Source organism: Asanoa hainanensis (assembly GCF_900188485.1).
Classification (GTDB): domain Bacteria; phylum Actinomycetota; class Actinomycetes; order Mycobacteriales; family Micromonosporaceae; genus Asanoa; species Asanoa hainanensis.
This window is the reverse complement of record NZ_FZPH01000006.1, coordinates 228415-243556: the sequence shown is the minus strand read 5'-3', so window position 1 is coordinate 243556 and position 15142 is coordinate 228415. Positions and strand designations below refer to the sequence as shown.

The following is a 15142-nucleotide window of genomic DNA, read 5'->3' as shown; positions in this document are numbered from 1 at the left end:
CCATATTAGGCGGCGTGCCCGTTGACGCCTTTGCCGTTCTGGCCGAGCCTGCTCGCCGACGCATCCTCGATGAGCTACGCGACGCCGATCGCAGCGTCGGCGAGCTCGTCGCCGCCCTGACGATCAGCCAACCGACGGTGTCCAAGCATCTCAAGGTGCTCCGCGAGGCCGGGTTCGTCTCGTCTCGGGTCGCGGCGCAGCAACGTATTTACCACGTCGAGCCGGCGCAGTTCGCGGTCTTGGACGAGTGGCTCGCGCCTTACCGTCTGCTGTGGACGAAGCACTTCGACAAGCTGGCACGACACCTCGACACGATGGAGCGGTGATGGAAACGTACGAACCCGGCCCGCTGGCAGACGTGCGCGCCGAGCAGGCGATCGACGGTCGCTGGACGCTCGTCTTCGTGCGCGCCTTCCCCCACCCGCCCGCACGGGTGTGGCGCGCCCTGACGGCACCCGCGGACCTCGGCGAGTGGGCGCCGTACACGGCCGACCGTGACCTGGCCACGCTTGGCCCGGCCACGCTGACGATGATCGACGGCGACGAGCGCAGCGACATCGCCGTCGAGGTGACCGAGGTCGATCCGGAACGGTCGCTGACCTACACCTGGGGTGCCGATGTCCTGCGATGGGATTTGGCGCCGACCGGCGACGGCTCCCGGCTCACGCTTCACCACACCCTGGCAGACCCGTCGTGGATCGCCCAGGTGGCCGCCGGTTGGCACATCTGCCTGGATGTCGCCGACCACCTGATGGGGGAGAACCCGATCGGCCCCATCCGTGGCGACGCGGCGCGGGCGTACGGCTGGGAGAGCCTTCGTGACGCCTACGCCACCAAGCTCGATGTCGAAGAACGGTGAGGGGCGCTAAGCCCGCGGAGTCAGGGATTCGCCGCCGGTGTCCGCGCCGAGGCGCCACAACGCCAGCCGGTCGGCGGCGGCGAGCACCGCGAGGATGACGCCGAGCAGCCAGTGACCTGTCGCCACCAGCGCGGCGCTGGCGCCGCCGAAGACGAGCCATTTAGGAAGGAGGCGTTGGGGATCGGGAAGCTTGTGGGCGGCGCGTGGAGCCACCCAGCGCGACCAGACTGCGACGGCCGTTGCCACGAGTGCGGCGGCCAGTAGTGCACGGGCCCAGATCGGGTCCGCGATGCTCCAGCCGCCGTAGCCGATCGCGGCCAGGGCGGCCAGTTCGAGCAGGAAACGGAGGAGCAGGGCGGTGGCCTTCATGGTCGCTCCACGATAATGGCGACGATGAGTGCGCTTCGCGTTTTAGATCTTGTTGAGGGAATGACCACGGCTGACGCGGTCGAGGCCGAGCACCGGGCCGACACGCTCGCGTGGCTGGCCGGCACCAGCGATGTCTATCGGCGCATCAAGCCGGATACGCCGCCGCGGCATCTGGTTTCGTATGTCGTGCCGGTCGATCGGAGCGACGGCAGCGTGCTCCTGGTCGACCACGTCAACGCCGGGCTATGGCTGCCGCCGGGCGGGCACGTCGAACCCGGCGAAGACCCGGCCGAGACAGCGCGCCGGGAGGGGTTCGAGGAGCTCGGGCTCGAGGTGGTGGTGGGCGAACCGCTCTTCATCACCGTCACCACGACGGTCGGGATCGATCGGGGGCATACCGACGTGAGCCTGTGGTATCCGGTCGACGTCGACAAGAAGCACCGACTCGTCGCGGACGATCGAGAGTTCACCGGGACGCGGTGGTGGTCCGCGCAAGAGCTACGCGACGCCGACCCCAACCGATTCGATCCGCATTTCGGTCGGTTCCTGCGCAAGCTAGGTCTGACGGACTGACCCGACGGCATCGCCGCCGGCTTGTCCCGACGTACGGGGATCGGGGCGCAGTCGGTGGCAGTCTCAGGCTGAGACGGTGGTCTTAGCGTCGGTCGTCGTGCGGGGTTGGGCGGGATGGGTTGTTCGGGTCCGCCTGTGCTTGACGCGGTGGTCTGGCGGCCGCGCTGGCGTTGACGGTGGCGAGCGGCGCGGTTTGTCGGCGACGACACCGTCCTCGCGGCCCGGATCACGACGGCCGAGCTGTCGATCGTGGTGCGGTGCAGGGTGGGTTTCGGCGTCGGCTGGGTCTGCCTGTGGCTGATGCAGTGGTCTGACGTGTCGATCGTCGTGCGGTGCCGGGGGGATCGGCGTCAGTCGAGCTCGCCAGTTGCTGACGCGGCGGCCTCGAATGCCGATCGTCGTGCGGCGTTGGGTGGCATGGACGTTGTTCGCGCCCGCGTGGGCTGACGCGGCAGCTGCTCAGCGGTTCGCTGCTCCGGGGTTGTGCGGACGCCGATGGAGACGGTGCGGGGTGGGCATTGACGTCAGTCGAGCCTGCCAGTTGCTGACGCGGCGGTCTTGACTGCCAATCGTGGTGCAGCGTTGGGTGGCATGGACGTTGTTCGGGCCTGCCTGGGCTGACGCAGCGGCTGAGCGGTTCGCTGTTCGGCTCTGGTGCGGGCGCCGGTGGTGACGGGTCTGTTAGAGGTAGAAGCCGCTCGTGACCGACGATGGTGGCGTTGCGACTGAGGGGCGGCCGTCGCGTAGGGCCAGCAGTTCGGCCAGGGTCGCGCCGTAGGCGCCGACGCCTACCGAGGAGCCCAGCCAGGCGGTGGCCTGTTCGTACGGCAGGGGGCCGACCTCGATCTGGGCCATGCAGCGCAGCGGCCCGGGCGCAGCACCGCGGGGTGGAGGCGGCCGATCTTCTCGTTGGTGGTCACCGCGACGATCACGTTGCCGCCCTGGCCGAGTAGGCCGTCGGTGAGGTTCAGCAGGCGCGACAGCTGTTGGGTGTTGGCGGTGAGGCCGTCGGCGCGGATCAGGTCGTCGCTGTCCTCCAGCAGCAGCAGCCGCCAGCGGCGGCTGTCGGTTGGGCCGCCGGCTGCCACCTTCGCCAGGTAGCCGGGGTCGGTGAACAGCTGCTGCGGGTCGATCACGACGTCAACCTGGCACCAGTCGCGCCAGGCGCGGGCCAGTGCGCGCAGGGCAGTGGTCTTGCCGGTGCCGGGGCTGCCGTGCATGATCAGCAGCCGGCCGTTGACGGTCTCGGGGGTGACCTCGGCCAGGCGGTCGATCGCCTCGCCGGCGGTCGTCTCGTAGTTCTCGCGGATCGAGGGCCATTCGTCGCAGGCCACGTTGCGGGCGGTACGGGTCGGGCCCATCTGTGACTGGTGCCAGAAGCCGATCTCGACCTCGCGGGTGTCGACCATCGGGGGTTCGGTCGCGCCCGCGGTGCACTCGGCGAGGATCGACTCCGCCAGTTCCTCGGAGACCGCGGTGACCGTGATGGACGCGCCACCGGTGCGCCAGCGGACCGCCCGGACCGTCCAGCCGTCGCCGGTCGCCAGCCGGGCGTCGCGGCCCTCGTCGACCGCTACCCGGGCCAGCTGCGCGTTGGCGGGGAGCAGCGTCGCCTCGGCGCGTACGCGGTCGAGGCGCTTGGTCCGCGCCCAGGGCTGGTCGCCGGAGACGAAGCTGGACAGCGCCAAGGCGTCGACGACGTCGGACGGCACGTCCATGTCGTCGAAGTGCAGGATGCGGCCCAAGGGGCCGGTGTGGTCGCCGGCTCCGCCGCTGGGCATTCGGCCATCGAGCATGCACCGATAGTGACTACTCTCGGCGACGATCGTCCACCCGTTATGCGCGGACTGTGGCACTTGTCGCGTCACCAGGAGGCACGGAGGCGCCGGGATGACTACCCAGAGTAGTTCAACGTAAGCAGACAGCGCTACCGGTCGAGTTCGCCCAGCGACCGCTTGATGATCTTTCCTGTGGTCGTTCGGGGCAGGGACGGCACGAAATGGACGTCGCGTGGCACTGCGAATCTCGCACCCAGGCGCCGCACATGATCGCGTACGTCGTTGGCCGACAGCGTCGCACCAGGTGAGCGCACCACGAACGCTGCCAGTCGCTCGCCGAACTCGGGGTCCGGGACGCCGACCACCGCGGCCTCGCGCACCCCGTCCAGCCTCGCCAACAGGTCTTCGACCGCTGACGGGAACACGTTCTCGCCGCCGGAGATGACCATGTCGTCCGCTCGCCCCACGACCGTCAGCAGCCCCGAGTCGTCCAACCTCCCGAGATCACCGGTGGCTAGCAGCCCGTCGACCGCTGCCGGCGCAGGGAGGTCGCCCCCGGTATAGCCCTCGAACAGCATCGAGTTGCCTACGAAGATTCGGCCGACGATGCCCGGCGGCACCGGGGAGCCCGACGGGGACAGCACCATCAGGCGCGTCCCGCGCGGTGGGCGGCCCGCCGTGCCGGGCGATCGAAGAAGTTCGGCCGGCGTGGCCACCGATGCCCATGACACCTCGGTCGACCCGTACAAGTTGTAGAGCACCTTGCCGTGGACCGACATGAACCGCGTCGCCAGGTCTCCCGGCAACGCCGACCCGCTCACCGCCACCACCCGGACCCCGGGCAGCGCACACCCGGCCTCGAGTAGGCGCGAGAGCATCACCGGCACCGCGAAAACCGACGAACAACCATGCGAACGCACGAGCGACGCGGCGGAGGCCGGCGAGAACCGCGGCGACAGCACGACCGTCGCCCGCAGCCCGATCGCGAGCTGCAGGGACGCATAGCCCCAGGTGTGGAACAGCGGCGCCGCGATGAACATCCGCGAGCCGGCCCGCACCGGGATCCGGTCGAGGATGGCCGCCAGCGGACCAGGTCCACCAGGATGCGGCCGCCGCGCACCCTTCGGCGTCCCGGTCGTGCCGGACGTCAACACCACCGTCCGCCCGGGCCGCCCAGGCGGCAACAAGGGCAAAGACAAAGGCAAAGGCAGCAGCGGCAAAGACGGCGCATCCAGTACGAGTCGCAGCCCGTGATCCCGAACCACGGCGGCCACCTGCGTCGGCGAGAACCCAGTATTGATCAGCACCGCGTCCGCGCCGAGCAACGACAGCGCCGCCACCGACACCACGAAGTCGCGGCCGTTGTCGAACAACACCCCGACCCGGTCGCCCGGCCCCATGCCCTGCGACGACCGCAGCGCACCAGCCATCGCCAAAGCCGAAGAGCTCAACGCCGCGTAACTGAGAGACCCCGAGGAATCGATCAGCGCGACCCGCGAAGGCGACCGCGCGGCCGCCGACAGCAGCGAGCCGCCGAGGCCGTACCCCCAGTGGCGCAACACAGAGATCTGGCGAGCGACCCGAAGGGGCGAGCCCGGGTTGAGGAGCCCACGCCGCGCGAGGGTAAGGACGGCGTGGGCCGCGGTCACCGGATCTGGTGGCCCGAGATCGCTCGGGAGACCACCAACCGCTGGATCTCGGAGGTGCCCTCGAAGATGGTGTAGATCTTGGCGTCCCGGTACCAGCGCTCGACCGGGTGGTCCCGCAGATAGCCGGCGCCGCCGAGGATCTGGACGGCCCGCTCGGTCACGGACACCGCGACCTCACCGGCCCGCAGCTTGGACATCGAACCCTCGCCCGCCGTGAACGGCCGGTTGTTGCGCCCCATCCACGCGGCCCGCCAGACCAGCAGCCGCGCGGCGTCGATGTCGGTGCGCATGTCGGCCAGCGCGAACGCCACCGCCTGGTTCTCGATGATCGGCCGACCGAACTGCACCCGCTCCTTGGCGTACGAAAGCGCGTACTCGTAGGCGGCCCGAGCCACACCCAGCGCCTGCGCGCCCACCGTCGGCCGAGTGGTCTCGAACGTTCGCATGGCCGCCGAAGAAGAAGACCGTTGCCCCGACCGGGCCCGAGACAGCCGGGCCTCCAACGCATCACGCCCGCCGAGCAGACACGACCCCGGCACCCGCACATCATCAAGAAACACGTCAGCCGTGTGCGAAGCCCGCAGCCCCAACTTGGAAAGCTTCCGCGACGAAGCCAGCCCAGGCGTCCCCGGCGGCACCACGAACGCCGCCTGCCCACGGGACCCCAGAGCGGGATCCACCGAGGCGGTCACGACATGCACACCAGCGATCCCGCCATTGGTGGCATAGGCCTTCTGTCCAGAAAGGACCCACTCGTCCGAGGCGGCATCAAAAACAGCCCGCGTACGCATAGCCCCGACATCAGAGCCAGCATCCGGCTCCGTAGAACAGAACGCCGCCACCGCCGGCGAGGAGACCGACCCGAAACACTGCGGCACCCACTCGACGAGCTGGTCCGGCGTACCCGAACCATATATCGCCGCGACAGCCAACGACGTGCCCATGATGGCCAGCCCGATCCCGGCGTCGCCCCAGAAGAGCTCTTCGCTAGCGATAGGCAGCGACAGCCCCGTCGGGTCGGCCCAGGTGTTGGCCAGAAACTCGAAACCGTAGAGGCCGACCTTGGCCGCCTCCTGGATCACCGGCCAGGGAGCCTCTTCGCGGGCGTCCCATTCGGCGGCGGCCGGGCGCACGACGTCGGCGGCGAAGCCGTGCACCCAGTCGCGTAGATCGCGCTGTTCCTCGTTCAGATCAAGCGAGAACTCAGCCACGAAAGGCCTCAGGCCTTGGGGATGTCAAAAAGGTTGGCGATGTTGGCGGCCAGGCCCAGGTCACCCTTGGCCTTGAGCTTGCCGGTCATGAACATCATCACCGGGTTGCCGCTGCCAGAAACGATCTTCAGAAAGTCGACCGGACCCATGGTCAGCGCCAGGCGGGGGTCGCGCTCCGCCGAGGAGGACACGGTGCAGGCGCCGTCTTCGATGACGACCTCGTAGGTGTCGTCGCCACCGTCGGGACGGCCCGTGATCGTCCAGTGGATCACCGCGTTGGTCGAGCCGGCGCGGTCGGCGCGGAACAGCGCCGGGAACCGCTCGAAGACCTGGTCGAGCACCTTGCCCCGGGCGTCGCTCGACATGATCTCGGCGATCTTCGCGTCGGGGGTGGACTTGACCAGCTGCGCGAACTCCTTGGGGCCGACCGAGGCGAACTGGGCCGGATCAAAGTCAGACATCGCGGCGTAACCCCTTCAAAGTAAGTAACCTACTGCGGAGTAACCTTACGCAGGGGTAGATATGCTGGCAAGCGTGCCAGGCGGGCCGACCTTCAAGCGCCTTCCCCGTGCGGTGCGAGAGCAGCAGATGCTCGACGCGGCCGTGCGGGTCTTCTCGCGTCGCGGCTTCCACGACGCGAGCATGGACGAGATCGCCGAAGAGGCCGGGATCTCCAAGCCCATGGTGTACGCGTACCTCGGCAGCAAGGACGACCTGTTCCGCGCCTGCGTCCACCGCGAGGGCACCCGCCTGCTGGAGTCGATCGTGGCGGTCGTGGCCGACGACCTGCCCGCCGACGAGCAGCTCTGGCGCGGCCTGCGCGGCTTCTTCGGCTTCGTCGGCGCCCACCGCGACGGCTGGGCCGTGCTCTACCGCCAGGCCAGGAGCGGGCCGTCGTACGACCTCGCGGCCCTGCGCACCCGCATCGTCGAGGTCGTCGCCGGCATGCTCAAGAGGGCAGTGGAGAGCCAGGGCAGAACAGCCCGCGACGAGGACCTGACCGCCAGCGCGTACGCCCTGGTCGGCGCGGCCGAGTCGATCGCCGACTGGCTGGCCGACCACCCCGAGGCCGACCCCGACCACTCGGCCGCGCGACTGATGAACTTCAGCTGGCTTGGCGCACGCCAGCTGTTGCGGGGTGAGCTCTGGCAGCCCAGTTCGGCCTGAGCACCTGCTTGGCGTCGGCCGTCGGGCCGTGCGAGGTCACCACCACCGGCACGTCGAGCGCCGCGGACACCGCGCCCGGCCAGTCGACCGGCGCGGAGGAGTAACGCGGCCGCGTGCTGAACAGCCGCCGGGTCAGTGCCTCCTGCCGGCTCAGGTTGCCGACCTGCCCGGGCAGCAACCGGTCGGTCCAGTCGTAGGCGGCGCAGAACTTCAGCGCCGGCGAGGCGATGTCGAGATGCGTCAGCGCGATCCCGTCGACACCGCCGGTCACGTCCACCGCGTACCGGTGCGCCACCGCGTCGAAGTGCCCGAACCGGAAGCGACCCTGCCACCGGTTGGTCGGGTTGTTCGGGTCTGTCAACGGCAGCGCCGGGTCCTCGGTCACCAGCGGGCCGTTTCCGTGGCGGGTGGTCACGATCCGCAGCACGCCCAGCCGCGTCGCGCTGCCGCCGTGACCCGCCTCGCCCAGCAGCGTCTCCGCGTTGTCGAACGTCGTCGTGCTCCACGTCGTGTACGGGTGGAAGCCGTGCCACTCGTCGAGCAGCACACCCTGGGCTCCCTCGAAAACCACCGGGCCGACGGCCAGCAGGTTGCCGAGGAAGCCCCGCGTGACGATGGGCACCCGCGCGGCGAACGCGCTGAACGCCCGGACCGTCGCGTCGACCGGTGGCACCTCGAGCGGGCCGAGCTCGTCGAGCAGCCGGTCCCGCAGCACCGCCAGCTTCGCGCCGAGCACCCCGGGCGCCAGTGTGTCGGCTACCCGGGGCGCGTCGGCGGGGTGGGCGAGCGCGTACCCCATAGCCTCGCCCACCCCCTTGCCGCAGGACCCATGCCGGTGGGCCCCACGGGCTATCTCCCGGGCGCGGTTGGCGGCCCGGTGGTAAGGCGTGGCGAGCAGCGCGTCGCCCTCGACCGTGAGGCGGTCGAACGCGTCCGGCACCCCGATGTCGGCCAGGTGGTCGGCCTCGACGACGAGCGCCAAGGGGTCGACCACCATGAACCGCGACAGGTGCGTGTGCACGCCACGCAACGTGCCGGAGCCGAACTGAGCGAAGACATGACGCCGTCCGTCAGGCAGGACGACACTGTGGCCGGCCTGCCCGCCCCCGTTGTACCGCACCACTGCGGCAACCGGACGGCCGTCAATTCCCTTCGCGCACAACCAGTCGACGACGGTCCCCTTGCCCGCGTCGCCGTATCCCAGGTCGGCTACCAGCACGTGGTTCATAGCCGGCTGATCCGGTCGTCGCCCTGGAGCGTGGTCGGCAGGCCCCAGGTGGCCAGCACCCGACCGCGTCCCTGGTCAACCGGCTCCAACGCCGTGGAGACGGACTCGGCGCGCAGACCCACCTCTGCCAGGTCGGCCAACCCGCCCTCCAGGTCGATGGCGGCCTCGCCGAGCCCGACCAGCAGGGCGATCGTCTCGCAGACCGCGTCCGGGTCGTCGAGCTCGACCGCGTTCTGGCCGAGCAGCCCTCGCCAGAAGTCGAGCACCTTGGTGTTGCCGGCGTAGTTGCTGCCCCGCGGCAGCAGGTAATAGGTGTCGAACTTGCGGCGCACCTCCGAGACGATGCGGCGCACCGGGATGTCCTCGCTCAGGTCGTCGCCGCACACGTTGCGCACCTCGCGGGCCTTGACCCGGTCGTACGCGAGCTCGTCGCCGATCACGAACAGGTAGCCGCGCCGCCCGCGCTTGGTGAAGCAGTCCAGCTCGGTGTGCCGGGCCAGGTAGTAGAGGGCCAGCTCGTACGACTCGGTCATCTGGCCGCCGCCGCCACCTTCGAGCACGATCCGGCTGAGGTCGTCGTCCATCCGGTTGTCGGACTCGAACTGACCGATCTGCAGGGGCACGCGGTCGCAGGTGGCGTCGCCGACCGCACCGAAGAGGATCTGCGGGTCGCGGGCGTAGTTCTTGCGCAGCAGCAGGCCGAGCAGCTTGGGCAGCTTGGTCTGGAGCACCCGGGGAATGTCGCCCATGGAGCCGGTGACGTCGAAGACCACCGCGATCGCCAGCGAGTCCGGGTGCTCCTGGGAGTCCCGGCTCTCCCGGACGGTGCCGCGCGGGTCGAGCTTGTGGTGGACGGTGCGCGCACCGCTGTCGCTGTAGGCGAAGGCGCTGTGGCCGTTCGACCGCCGGTAGCGGTCCGCGGCATCGTAGACGTCGGTTGACCAGACTCCGCTGCCCATGTCGGGCCCTCCTTAAAGGTTGAGCGGGCGGAACTTCCGCGCGCCGTAGAGTCGTTCGAGCAGGTCGTCGAGTTCGGCGAGCAGCGCCCAGGCGTCGTCCGGCCGGGACCGCACCGACGGCAGCGAGCAACCGTCGGCGAAGGCGACCAGGGCCGCCGGGGCGTACCCACCCATCAGCGCGATCATCGAGCGGGCGGCCATCGCGATGTCGGTGCCCGGCCCGGGTGGCTGTCGGTTGTGGATCTCCGGTGGGTACCAGTCGGCGTAGGCCGGCACCGTCGCCGGCACGTGGTCGAGCCCGTCGACCACCGAGTAGCACCAGTCGACCAGCACCACGCCGTGGTCGGTCGTCTCGATCAGGATGTGCTCGGGCAGCACGGCACCGTGCACCACGCCGGCGCGGTGCGCCAACCCGAGCGCGACCAGCAGGCGGCGCCAGATCCAGGCGGCGTCGCGCGGGTCCAGGCCGTCCGGTCGGATCCGGATCACCTCGGCCACGCTCAACAGGTGGGGTACGGAGCCCAGCACGTTGACCCGGCGTTCCTGCCCGTTGCGCGGGTCCCGGTGCCGGAACGTGTCCACCAGCCGCGGCACGTAGGGCAGGTAGCGCGGGTCGCCCACCTCCGCGATGCGGCGCAGCGCGGTCGCCTCGCGCTCCATCAGGTCGTTGTTGGCCGGCCGCCGGGGCTGCTTGAGGAAGAGCCCACGGCCGACGGTGTGGAGGTTGGCCAGGTCACCGGTGTGTGCCACCGCACCGACCCGGTAGCGGCCGAAGGCCACCGTGCCCCGGGCCCGCCACCGGTTGGTGAGCATCACGAACGCGTCGGTCGCCGCCGCCTTGGCGTCGGGCTCGGCCCGGTCGGGGTGCAGCAGCGCGGCCAGCCGCAGGTAACCACGGTGCGGGTCCGCCGAACCGAACAGTTCCTCGTCGGTCCCGGCCTCGTTGACCAGCCGGATCGCGTCTTCCAACGTAGTCACCGGACCGTCTCCTCTCGGGCCGGGCGCAGCAGGGCGGGGTGCAGCAGGTTGGCGTCGCCGGCCCGGTAGAGGCGGGCGCGGGGTCCGCCGCGCGGCCCGCCGTGCTCGGTGGTCGCGCCGGTGCCCTCGACGAGCCCCGGCACGGAGAGCACCTTGCGGTGGAAGTTGCCGGCGTGCAGCGGGTGGCCCCAGACCGTCTCGTAGACCTCGCGCAGGTCGGCGATGGTGAACTCCTCGCCGACGAACCGGGTCGCGAGCGGCGTGTATTCGAGCTTGGAGCGGGCCCGCTCCAGCCCGTCGTCGACGATCTTGCGGTGGTCGAAGGCCAGCTCCCGGGTGGGCAGCGCGGTCACGGCCAGCCACTCGGCGTCGCCGGCGTCGGAACCGGCCGAGGGCTCGGGCAGGTCGGGTGCGAAGGCGAGGTAGGCGATCGAGAAGATCCGCATGCGTGGGTCGCGGTCGGGCGTGCCGTACGAGGCGAGCTGCTCGAAGTGGACCCGGCGCAGCGGCTCGCCGCCCAGCCCGGTCTCCTCGGCGAACTCGCGGCGGGCGGCGACGGCGATGTCCTCCTCGGGCCGCACGAAGCCGCCGGGCAGGGCCCAGAAGCCCGCGAACGGCGGGGCGGCGCGCTGGATCAGCAGGACCTGCAGCTCACCGTCGCGGATGGTCAGCGCGACCACGTCGACCGTGACTGCCACCGCGGGGTAAGCCCGCGGGTCGTACCCCGCCAGGAACTCCTGCTCGTTGACCACGGTCTGTCCTTCTCGCTCGGAGAACTTCTCTGCCTAAGAATAACTCAGGATGAGAATAACCCCGGGCCGTGGGGCCGGACAAGGGCGTGGCTGTTGTGTCAGTTAGCTCATGGTGCCGATGAGGTGTGGTGCGCCGGTCTGCGGATCGTGCAGCGCGAAGGTCTCGCCGGGCGTGGCCGAGAAGGCGACGGTGCCGGGCAGCAGGATCGGCCGCTTGAAGGCGACCTCGACCGTGTACGCGTCGGGCAGCCGGCCCTCGAGCGCGGCCAGGCAGCGGGCCTTGCTCCACATGCCGTGCGCGATCGGACGCGGGAAGCCGAACAGCCGGGCGCCCAGCCGCGAGGTGTGGATCGGGTTGCGATCGCCGGAGACCCGGGCGTAGTCGACCCCCACCCGGGCCGGAACCCGCCAGGTCGCGGAAGCCGGTGGCGGCACATCGCGCGCCGCCGCAGAAGAGCCAGGGGCAGACCGGCCCCGCCGCAGATAGGTCGAGACGTCCCGCCACACCTCGACGCCGTCGACGCTGGCCACCGAGACCAGGTCGAACTGCCGGCCCCGCTCGTGCGACCGCAGGTCGACGGCCCGCACGGACAGGTCGAACCGCTCCGCGGCGTCCAGCGGCCGGGTCACGCTGATCTTGTTGGCGACGTGCACCAACCCGACCACCGGGTACGGGAAGTCGGCGCTGGTCATCAGCCGCATCGCCAGCGGCGTTGCCAGCACGTGCGGATACGTCACCGGCAACTGGTCACCGACCCGGAACCCGCACACCCGGTCGTAGTCGGCCAGGTGGCTCCGATCGACCGTCACCCCGCGCACGACGAGCTCGACGTCGGGCAGCACCTCGATCGGCGGCCGCTTGTCGGTGCCGGGCATCAGGCCGATCCGCGGCAGCGCCCGGATCGCCGCCCGCCGGTAGATCGGACCCAGCTCCGGCGGGCCGTCGAGCTCGACGATGGACATCAGGCACCCAACCACATCTGGCCGCAGACGCGCACCACGTTGCCGGTCACACCGGCCGAACCCGGCGCGGCGAGCCAGGCGATCGTCTCGGCCACGTCGACCGGCAGGCCGCCCTGCGACATGCTGTTCATCCGGCGCCCGACCTCGCGCGCGGCCAGCGGCATCCGGGCGGTCATCCTGGTCTCGATGAAGCCCGGCGCCACCGCGTTGATCGTCACACCCTGCGGCGCGAGGATCGGGGCCATCGACTGCACCAGGCCGATCACGCCGGCCTTGGAGGTCGCGTAGTTCGTCTGGCCGCGGTTGCCGGCGATGCCGCTGGTCGACGACACCGAGATGATCCGGCCGCCCTCGGGCAGCAGCGGGATCAGCGCGTCGTTGATCCGCTCCTGGCTGGCCAGGTTGACGTCGATCACCGCGTCCCACTGCTCGGCCGACATCTTGGCGATGGTCTTGTCGCGGGTGATGCCGGCGTTGTGCACCACGATGTCGACCTTGCCGTGCCGGGACAGCAGCTGCGCGGCCAGCGTGGACGGTGCGTCCGGCCGGGTCAGGTCGAGCTGCAGCGCGTGGCCGCCGATCTCGTTGGCCACGCGGGCCAGGGCTTCGCCGGCGGCCGGCACGTCGAGCACGACCACCCGGGCACAGTCGCGGGCCAGCACCCGGGCGATCGCGGCGCCGATGCCCTGGGCCGCGCCGGTCACCAGGGCGACCTTGCCCTCCAGCGGGTGGTCCCAGTCGGTCAGCGGCGACGAGCTCACCTGGCCGATCCGGATGACCTGACCCGACACGTACGCCGAGCGCCCGGAGAGCAGGAAGCGCATCGTCGAGTCCGTGAACTCCTCGGCGCCCGGCTCGACGTAGACCAGCTGGGCGGTCATGCCCCGGCCGAACTCCTTGCCGATGCTGCGGGTCAGGCCCTCCAGCGCGCGCTGTGCGGTCGCCTCCCGCGGGGAGGAGCAGGCCGCCGGCGGGGTGCCGAGCACGATCACGCGGCCGCCCGCGGTCAGCGACCGGGCGTTGGCGTGGAAGAACTCGTAGAGCGGGTGCAGGCCCGCGGCGTCGACGATGCCGGTCGCGTCGAACACCAGTGCCGACCAGCGCGGCCCGCCGTCGAGGGCGACGCCGGCGATGGTGAGCATCTTGCGCACCGGGCCGTCGAGCCGCCCGCCGGGCGCCCCGGCGAGCATGACCGGGCCGGTGACCAGCGGATCTCCGGGGTGGTAGCGGCGCAGCACCGGCGGTGTCGGGAGGCCCAACCGCTTGACCAGCGCGCGGCCGGGACCGGAGTTCGCGAAGCTCGCGTAACGGTCGCTCATAGCGATAGCCTACTTGCGGGTAACCCCGGAGGGAGGCGACTGATGGAGACCAGACGAGTCGCGATCGTCGGCGGCAACCGAATCCCGTTCGCCCGCTCCAACAGCCGCTATGCGGCGGCGAGCAACCTGGACATGCTCACCGCGGCGCTCGACGGGCTGATCGCCCGGTTCGGGCTGTCCGGCGCGCGGGTCGGCGAGCTCGTCGCGGGCGCGGTGCTCAAGCACTCGCGTGACTTCAACCTGACCCGCGAGGCGGTGCTCGGCTCGCGGCTCGACCCGACCACCCCGGCGTACGACATCCAGCAGGCCTGCGGCACCGGCCTCGAGGCGGCCATCCTGGTTGCCAACAAGATCGCGCTCGGCCAGATCGACGCCGGCATCGCGGGCGGGGTCGACACCACGTCCGACGCACCGCTCGCGCTCAACGAGGACCTGCGGCGCACGCTGTTGCAAATGAACGCCGCCCGCACGACCGGCGCCCGGCTGCGCGCCGCCGCCCGGCTGCGGCCGCACCAGGCGTTCATGCCGGAGGCGCCGCGCAACGCCGAGCCCCGCACCGGGCTGTCGATGGGTGACCACGCGGCGATCACCGCGCTGCGCTGGAACGTCGACCGGCAGGCGCAGGACGCGCTGGCGCTGGCCTCGCACCAGCGGCTGGCGGCCGCGTACGAGCGGGGCTTCTTCGACGATCTGGTGACTCCTTATCTAGGGCTGACCCGCGACCAGAACCTGCGCGGCGACACCTCGCTGGAGAAGCTGGCCAAGCTGCGGCCGGTCTTCGGCACCCGCGGTCCCGACGCCGAGCACGCGACGATGACCGCCGGCAACTCCTCGCCGTTGACCGACGGTGCGTCCACCGTGCTGCTCGCGTCCGACGAGTGGGCGGAGCAGCGCCGGCTGCCGGTGCTGGCGCACTTCGTCGACGCCGAGACGGCCGCGGTCGACTTCGTGCACGGCGACGAAGGCCTGCTGATGGCACCGGCGTACGCCGTGCCCCGGCTGCTCGCCCGCAACGGCCTGAGCCTGCAGGACTTCGACTTCTACGAGATCCACGAGGCGTTCGCGTCGCAGGTGCTGGCCACCCTCGCCGCCTGGGAGTCGCCCGAGTTCTGCAAGGAGCGGCTGGGTCTGGACACCCCGCTCGGCGCGATCGATCGGGCCAAGCTCAACGTCAACGGCTCCTCGCTCGCGGCCGGCCACCCGTTCGCGGCGACGGGCGGGCGGATCGTCGCGACGCTGGCCAAGCTGCTGGCCGAGAAGGGCGGCGGGCGCGGCCTGATCTCCATCTGCGCCGCCGGTGGCCAGGGCGTGGTGGCCATCCTGGAACGCTAACTCCC

Annotated in this window: 16 protein-coding genes; 5 read left to right on the top strand and 11 right to left on the bottom strand. The window is 70.8% G+C overall.

Annotated features, from left to right (window positions below; all coding sequences use genetic code 11):
• Nucleotides 1–14 precede the first annotated feature (14 nt).
• Together CHC05_RS17355 and CHC05_RS17350 are read left to right on the top strand one after the other, a co-directional pair.
• Nucleotides 15–326 (top strand): ArsR/SmtB family transcription factor, encoded by a 312-nt coding sequence (locus CHC05_RS17355; protein WP_089249980.1) that lies wholly within the window; start codon nt 15–17, stop codon nt 324–326.
• Nucleotides 326–859, top strand: a complete 534-nt coding sequence (locus tag CHC05_RS17350) for an SRPBCC family protein (RefSeq protein ID WP_089249978.1) — start codon at nt 326–328, stop codon at nt 857–859. Before CHC05_RS17355 ends, CHC05_RS17350 begins: the two co-directional genes overlap by 1 nt.
• 6 nt (nt 860–865) lie before the next feature.
• On the opposite strand, the gene CHC05_RS17345 is transcribed toward CHC05_RS17350, so the two are convergent.
• The gene (locus CHC05_RS17345) at nt 866–1228 is read right to left on the bottom strand and encodes a YrdB family protein (protein WP_089249976.1); all 363 of its coding nucleotides are present in this window, start codon (nt 1226–1228) and stop codon (nt 866–868) included.
• A gap of 60 nt (nt 1229–1288) precedes the next feature.
• Between CHC05_RS17345 and CHC05_RS17340 the strand changes: the two genes are divergently transcribed.
• Nucleotides 1289–1801 carry an NUDIX domain-containing protein gene (locus CHC05_RS17340; RefSeq protein WP_218824577.1) on the top strand — a complete coding sequence of 171 codons (513 nt, stop codon included), beginning with the start codon at nt 1289–1291 and terminating at the stop codon, nt 1799–1801.
• Nucleotides 1802–2589: 788 nt separating this feature from the next.
• Here CHC05_RS17340 and CHC05_RS17335 read toward each other — a convergent pair.
• The 4 genes from CHC05_RS17335 to CHC05_RS17320 all read right to left on the bottom strand — a co-directional run bounded on the left by CHC05_RS17335 (nt 2590) and on the right by CHC05_RS17320 (nt 6900).
• Nucleotides 2590–3597 carry a DUF5925 domain-containing protein gene (locus CHC05_RS17335; RefSeq protein WP_218824576.1) on the bottom strand — a complete coding sequence of 336 codons (1008 nt, stop codon included), beginning with the start codon at nt 3595–3597 and terminating at the stop codon, nt 2590–2592.
• Nucleotides 3598–3728: 131 nt separating this feature from the next.
• Nucleotides 3729–5228 (bottom strand): AMP-binding protein, encoded by a 1500-nt coding sequence (locus CHC05_RS17330; protein WP_089249972.1) that lies wholly within the window; start codon nt 5226–5228, stop codon nt 3729–3731.
• Nucleotides 5225–6439: an acyl-CoA dehydrogenase family protein gene (locus CHC05_RS17325; RefSeq protein ID WP_089249970.1), complete on the bottom strand. Its 1215-nt coding sequence runs from the start codon at nt 6437–6439 to the stop codon at nt 5225–5227. Before CHC05_RS17325 ends, CHC05_RS17330 begins: the two co-directional genes overlap by 4 nt.
• 8 nt (nt 6440–6447) lie before the next feature.
• Entirely contained in the window at nt 6448–6900 is a 453-nt protein-coding gene (locus CHC05_RS17320) for an SCP2 sterol-binding domain-containing protein (protein ID WP_089249968.1), read from the bottom strand.
• Nucleotides 6901–6961: 61 nt separating this feature from the next.
• On the opposite strand from CHC05_RS17320, the gene CHC05_RS17315 reads away from it, so the two are divergent.
• On the top strand, nt 6962–7606 hold the full coding sequence (locus CHC05_RS17315; protein WP_089249966.1) for a TetR/AcrR family transcriptional regulator: 645 nt from the start codon (nt 6962–6964) through the stop codon (nt 7604–7606).
• Here the strand turns inward: CHC05_RS17315 and CHC05_RS17310 are convergent.
• The 6 genes from CHC05_RS17310 to CHC05_RS17285 form a co-directional block, all read right to left on the bottom strand.
• Entirely contained in the window at nt 7545–8834 is a 1290-nt protein-coding gene (locus CHC05_RS17310) for an adenylosuccinate synthetase (RefSeq protein ID WP_089249964.1), read from the bottom strand. The genes CHC05_RS17315 and CHC05_RS17310 overlap by 62 nt on opposite strands.
• Complete coding sequence (locus CHC05_RS17305) at nt 8831–9793, bottom strand: hypothetical protein (RefSeq protein WP_089249962.1); 963 nt, start codon at nt 9791–9793, stop codon at nt 8831–8833. The genes CHC05_RS17310 and CHC05_RS17305 overlap by 4 nt, the downstream gene beginning before the upstream one ends.
• 12 nt (nt 9794–9805) lie before the next feature.
• Complete coding sequence (locus CHC05_RS17300) at nt 9806–10771, bottom strand: protein kinase family protein (RefSeq protein WP_245870950.1); 966 nt, start codon at nt 10769–10771, stop codon at nt 9806–9808.
• Complete coding sequence (locus CHC05_RS17295) at nt 10768–11523, bottom strand: NUDIX hydrolase (RefSeq protein ID WP_089249958.1); 756 nt, start codon at nt 11521–11523, stop codon at nt 10768–10770. The genes CHC05_RS17300 and CHC05_RS17295 overlap by 4 nt, the downstream gene beginning before the upstream one ends.
• A 102-nt stretch (nt 11524–11625) precedes the next feature.
• Nucleotides 11626–12486: a MaoC/PaaZ C-terminal domain-containing protein gene (locus tag CHC05_RS17290; protein ID WP_089249956.1), complete on the bottom strand. Its 861-nt coding sequence runs from the start codon at nt 12484–12486 to the stop codon at nt 11626–11628.
• A complete protein-coding gene (locus tag CHC05_RS17285; RefSeq protein ID WP_089249953.1) occupies nt 12486–13805 on the bottom strand; it encodes a 3-oxoacyl-ACP reductase in 1320 nt (439 codons plus the stop codon). The genes CHC05_RS17290 and CHC05_RS17285 overlap by 1 nt, the downstream gene beginning before the upstream one ends.
• 39 nt (nt 13806–13844) lie before the next feature.
• Here CHC05_RS17285 and CHC05_RS17280 point away from each other — a divergent pair, with 39 nt between their 5' ends.
• Nucleotides 13845–15137 carry an acetyl-CoA C-acetyltransferase gene (locus tag CHC05_RS17280; RefSeq protein WP_089250389.1) on the top strand — a complete coding sequence of 431 codons (1293 nt, stop codon included), beginning with the start codon at nt 13845–13847 and terminating at the stop codon, nt 15135–15137.
• Nucleotides 15138–15142: the final 5 nt, after the last annotated feature.

Bases quoted from the DNA above. Each gene is read 5' to 3' on its own strand.
- CHC05_RS17310 (WP_089249964.1), bottom strand. From the start codon at position 8,834: ATGAACCACGTGCTGGTAGCCGACCTGGGATACGGCGACGCGGGCAAG.
- CHC05_RS17335 (WP_218824576.1), bottom strand. From the start codon at position 3,597: ATGCTCGATGGCCGAATGCCCAGCGGCGGAGCCGGCGACCACACCGGC.
- CHC05_RS17320 (WP_089249968.1), bottom strand. From the start codon at position 6,900: ATGTCTGACTTTGATCCGGCCCAGTTCGCCTCGGTCGGCCCCAAGGAG.
- CHC05_RS17350 (WP_089249978.1), top strand. From the start codon at position 326: ATGGAAACGTACGAACCCGGCCCGCTGGCAGACGTGCGCGCCGAGCAG.
- CHC05_RS17290 (WP_089249956.1), bottom strand. From the start codon at position 12,486: ATGTCCATCGTCGAGCTCGACGGCCCGCCGGAGCTGGGTCCGATCTAC.
- CHC05_RS17345 (WP_089249976.1), bottom strand. From the start codon at position 1,228: ATGAAGGCCACCGCCCTGCTCCTCCGTTTCCTGCTCGAACTGGCCGCC.
- CHC05_RS17305 (WP_089249962.1), bottom strand. From the start codon at position 9,793: ATGGGCAGCGGAGTCTGGTCAACCGACGTCTACGATGCCGCGGACCGC.
- CHC05_RS17315 (WP_089249966.1), top strand. From the start codon at position 6,962: ATGCTGGCAAGCGTGCCAGGCGGGCCGACCTTCAAGCGCCTTCCCCGT.
- CHC05_RS17285 (WP_089249953.1), bottom strand. From the start codon at position 13,805: ATGAGCGACCGTTACGCGAGCTTCGCGAACTCCGGTCCCGGCCGCGCG.
- CHC05_RS17340 (WP_218824577.1), top strand. From the start codon at position 1,289: ATGACCACGGCTGACGCGGTCGAGGCCGAGCACCGGGCCGACACGCTC.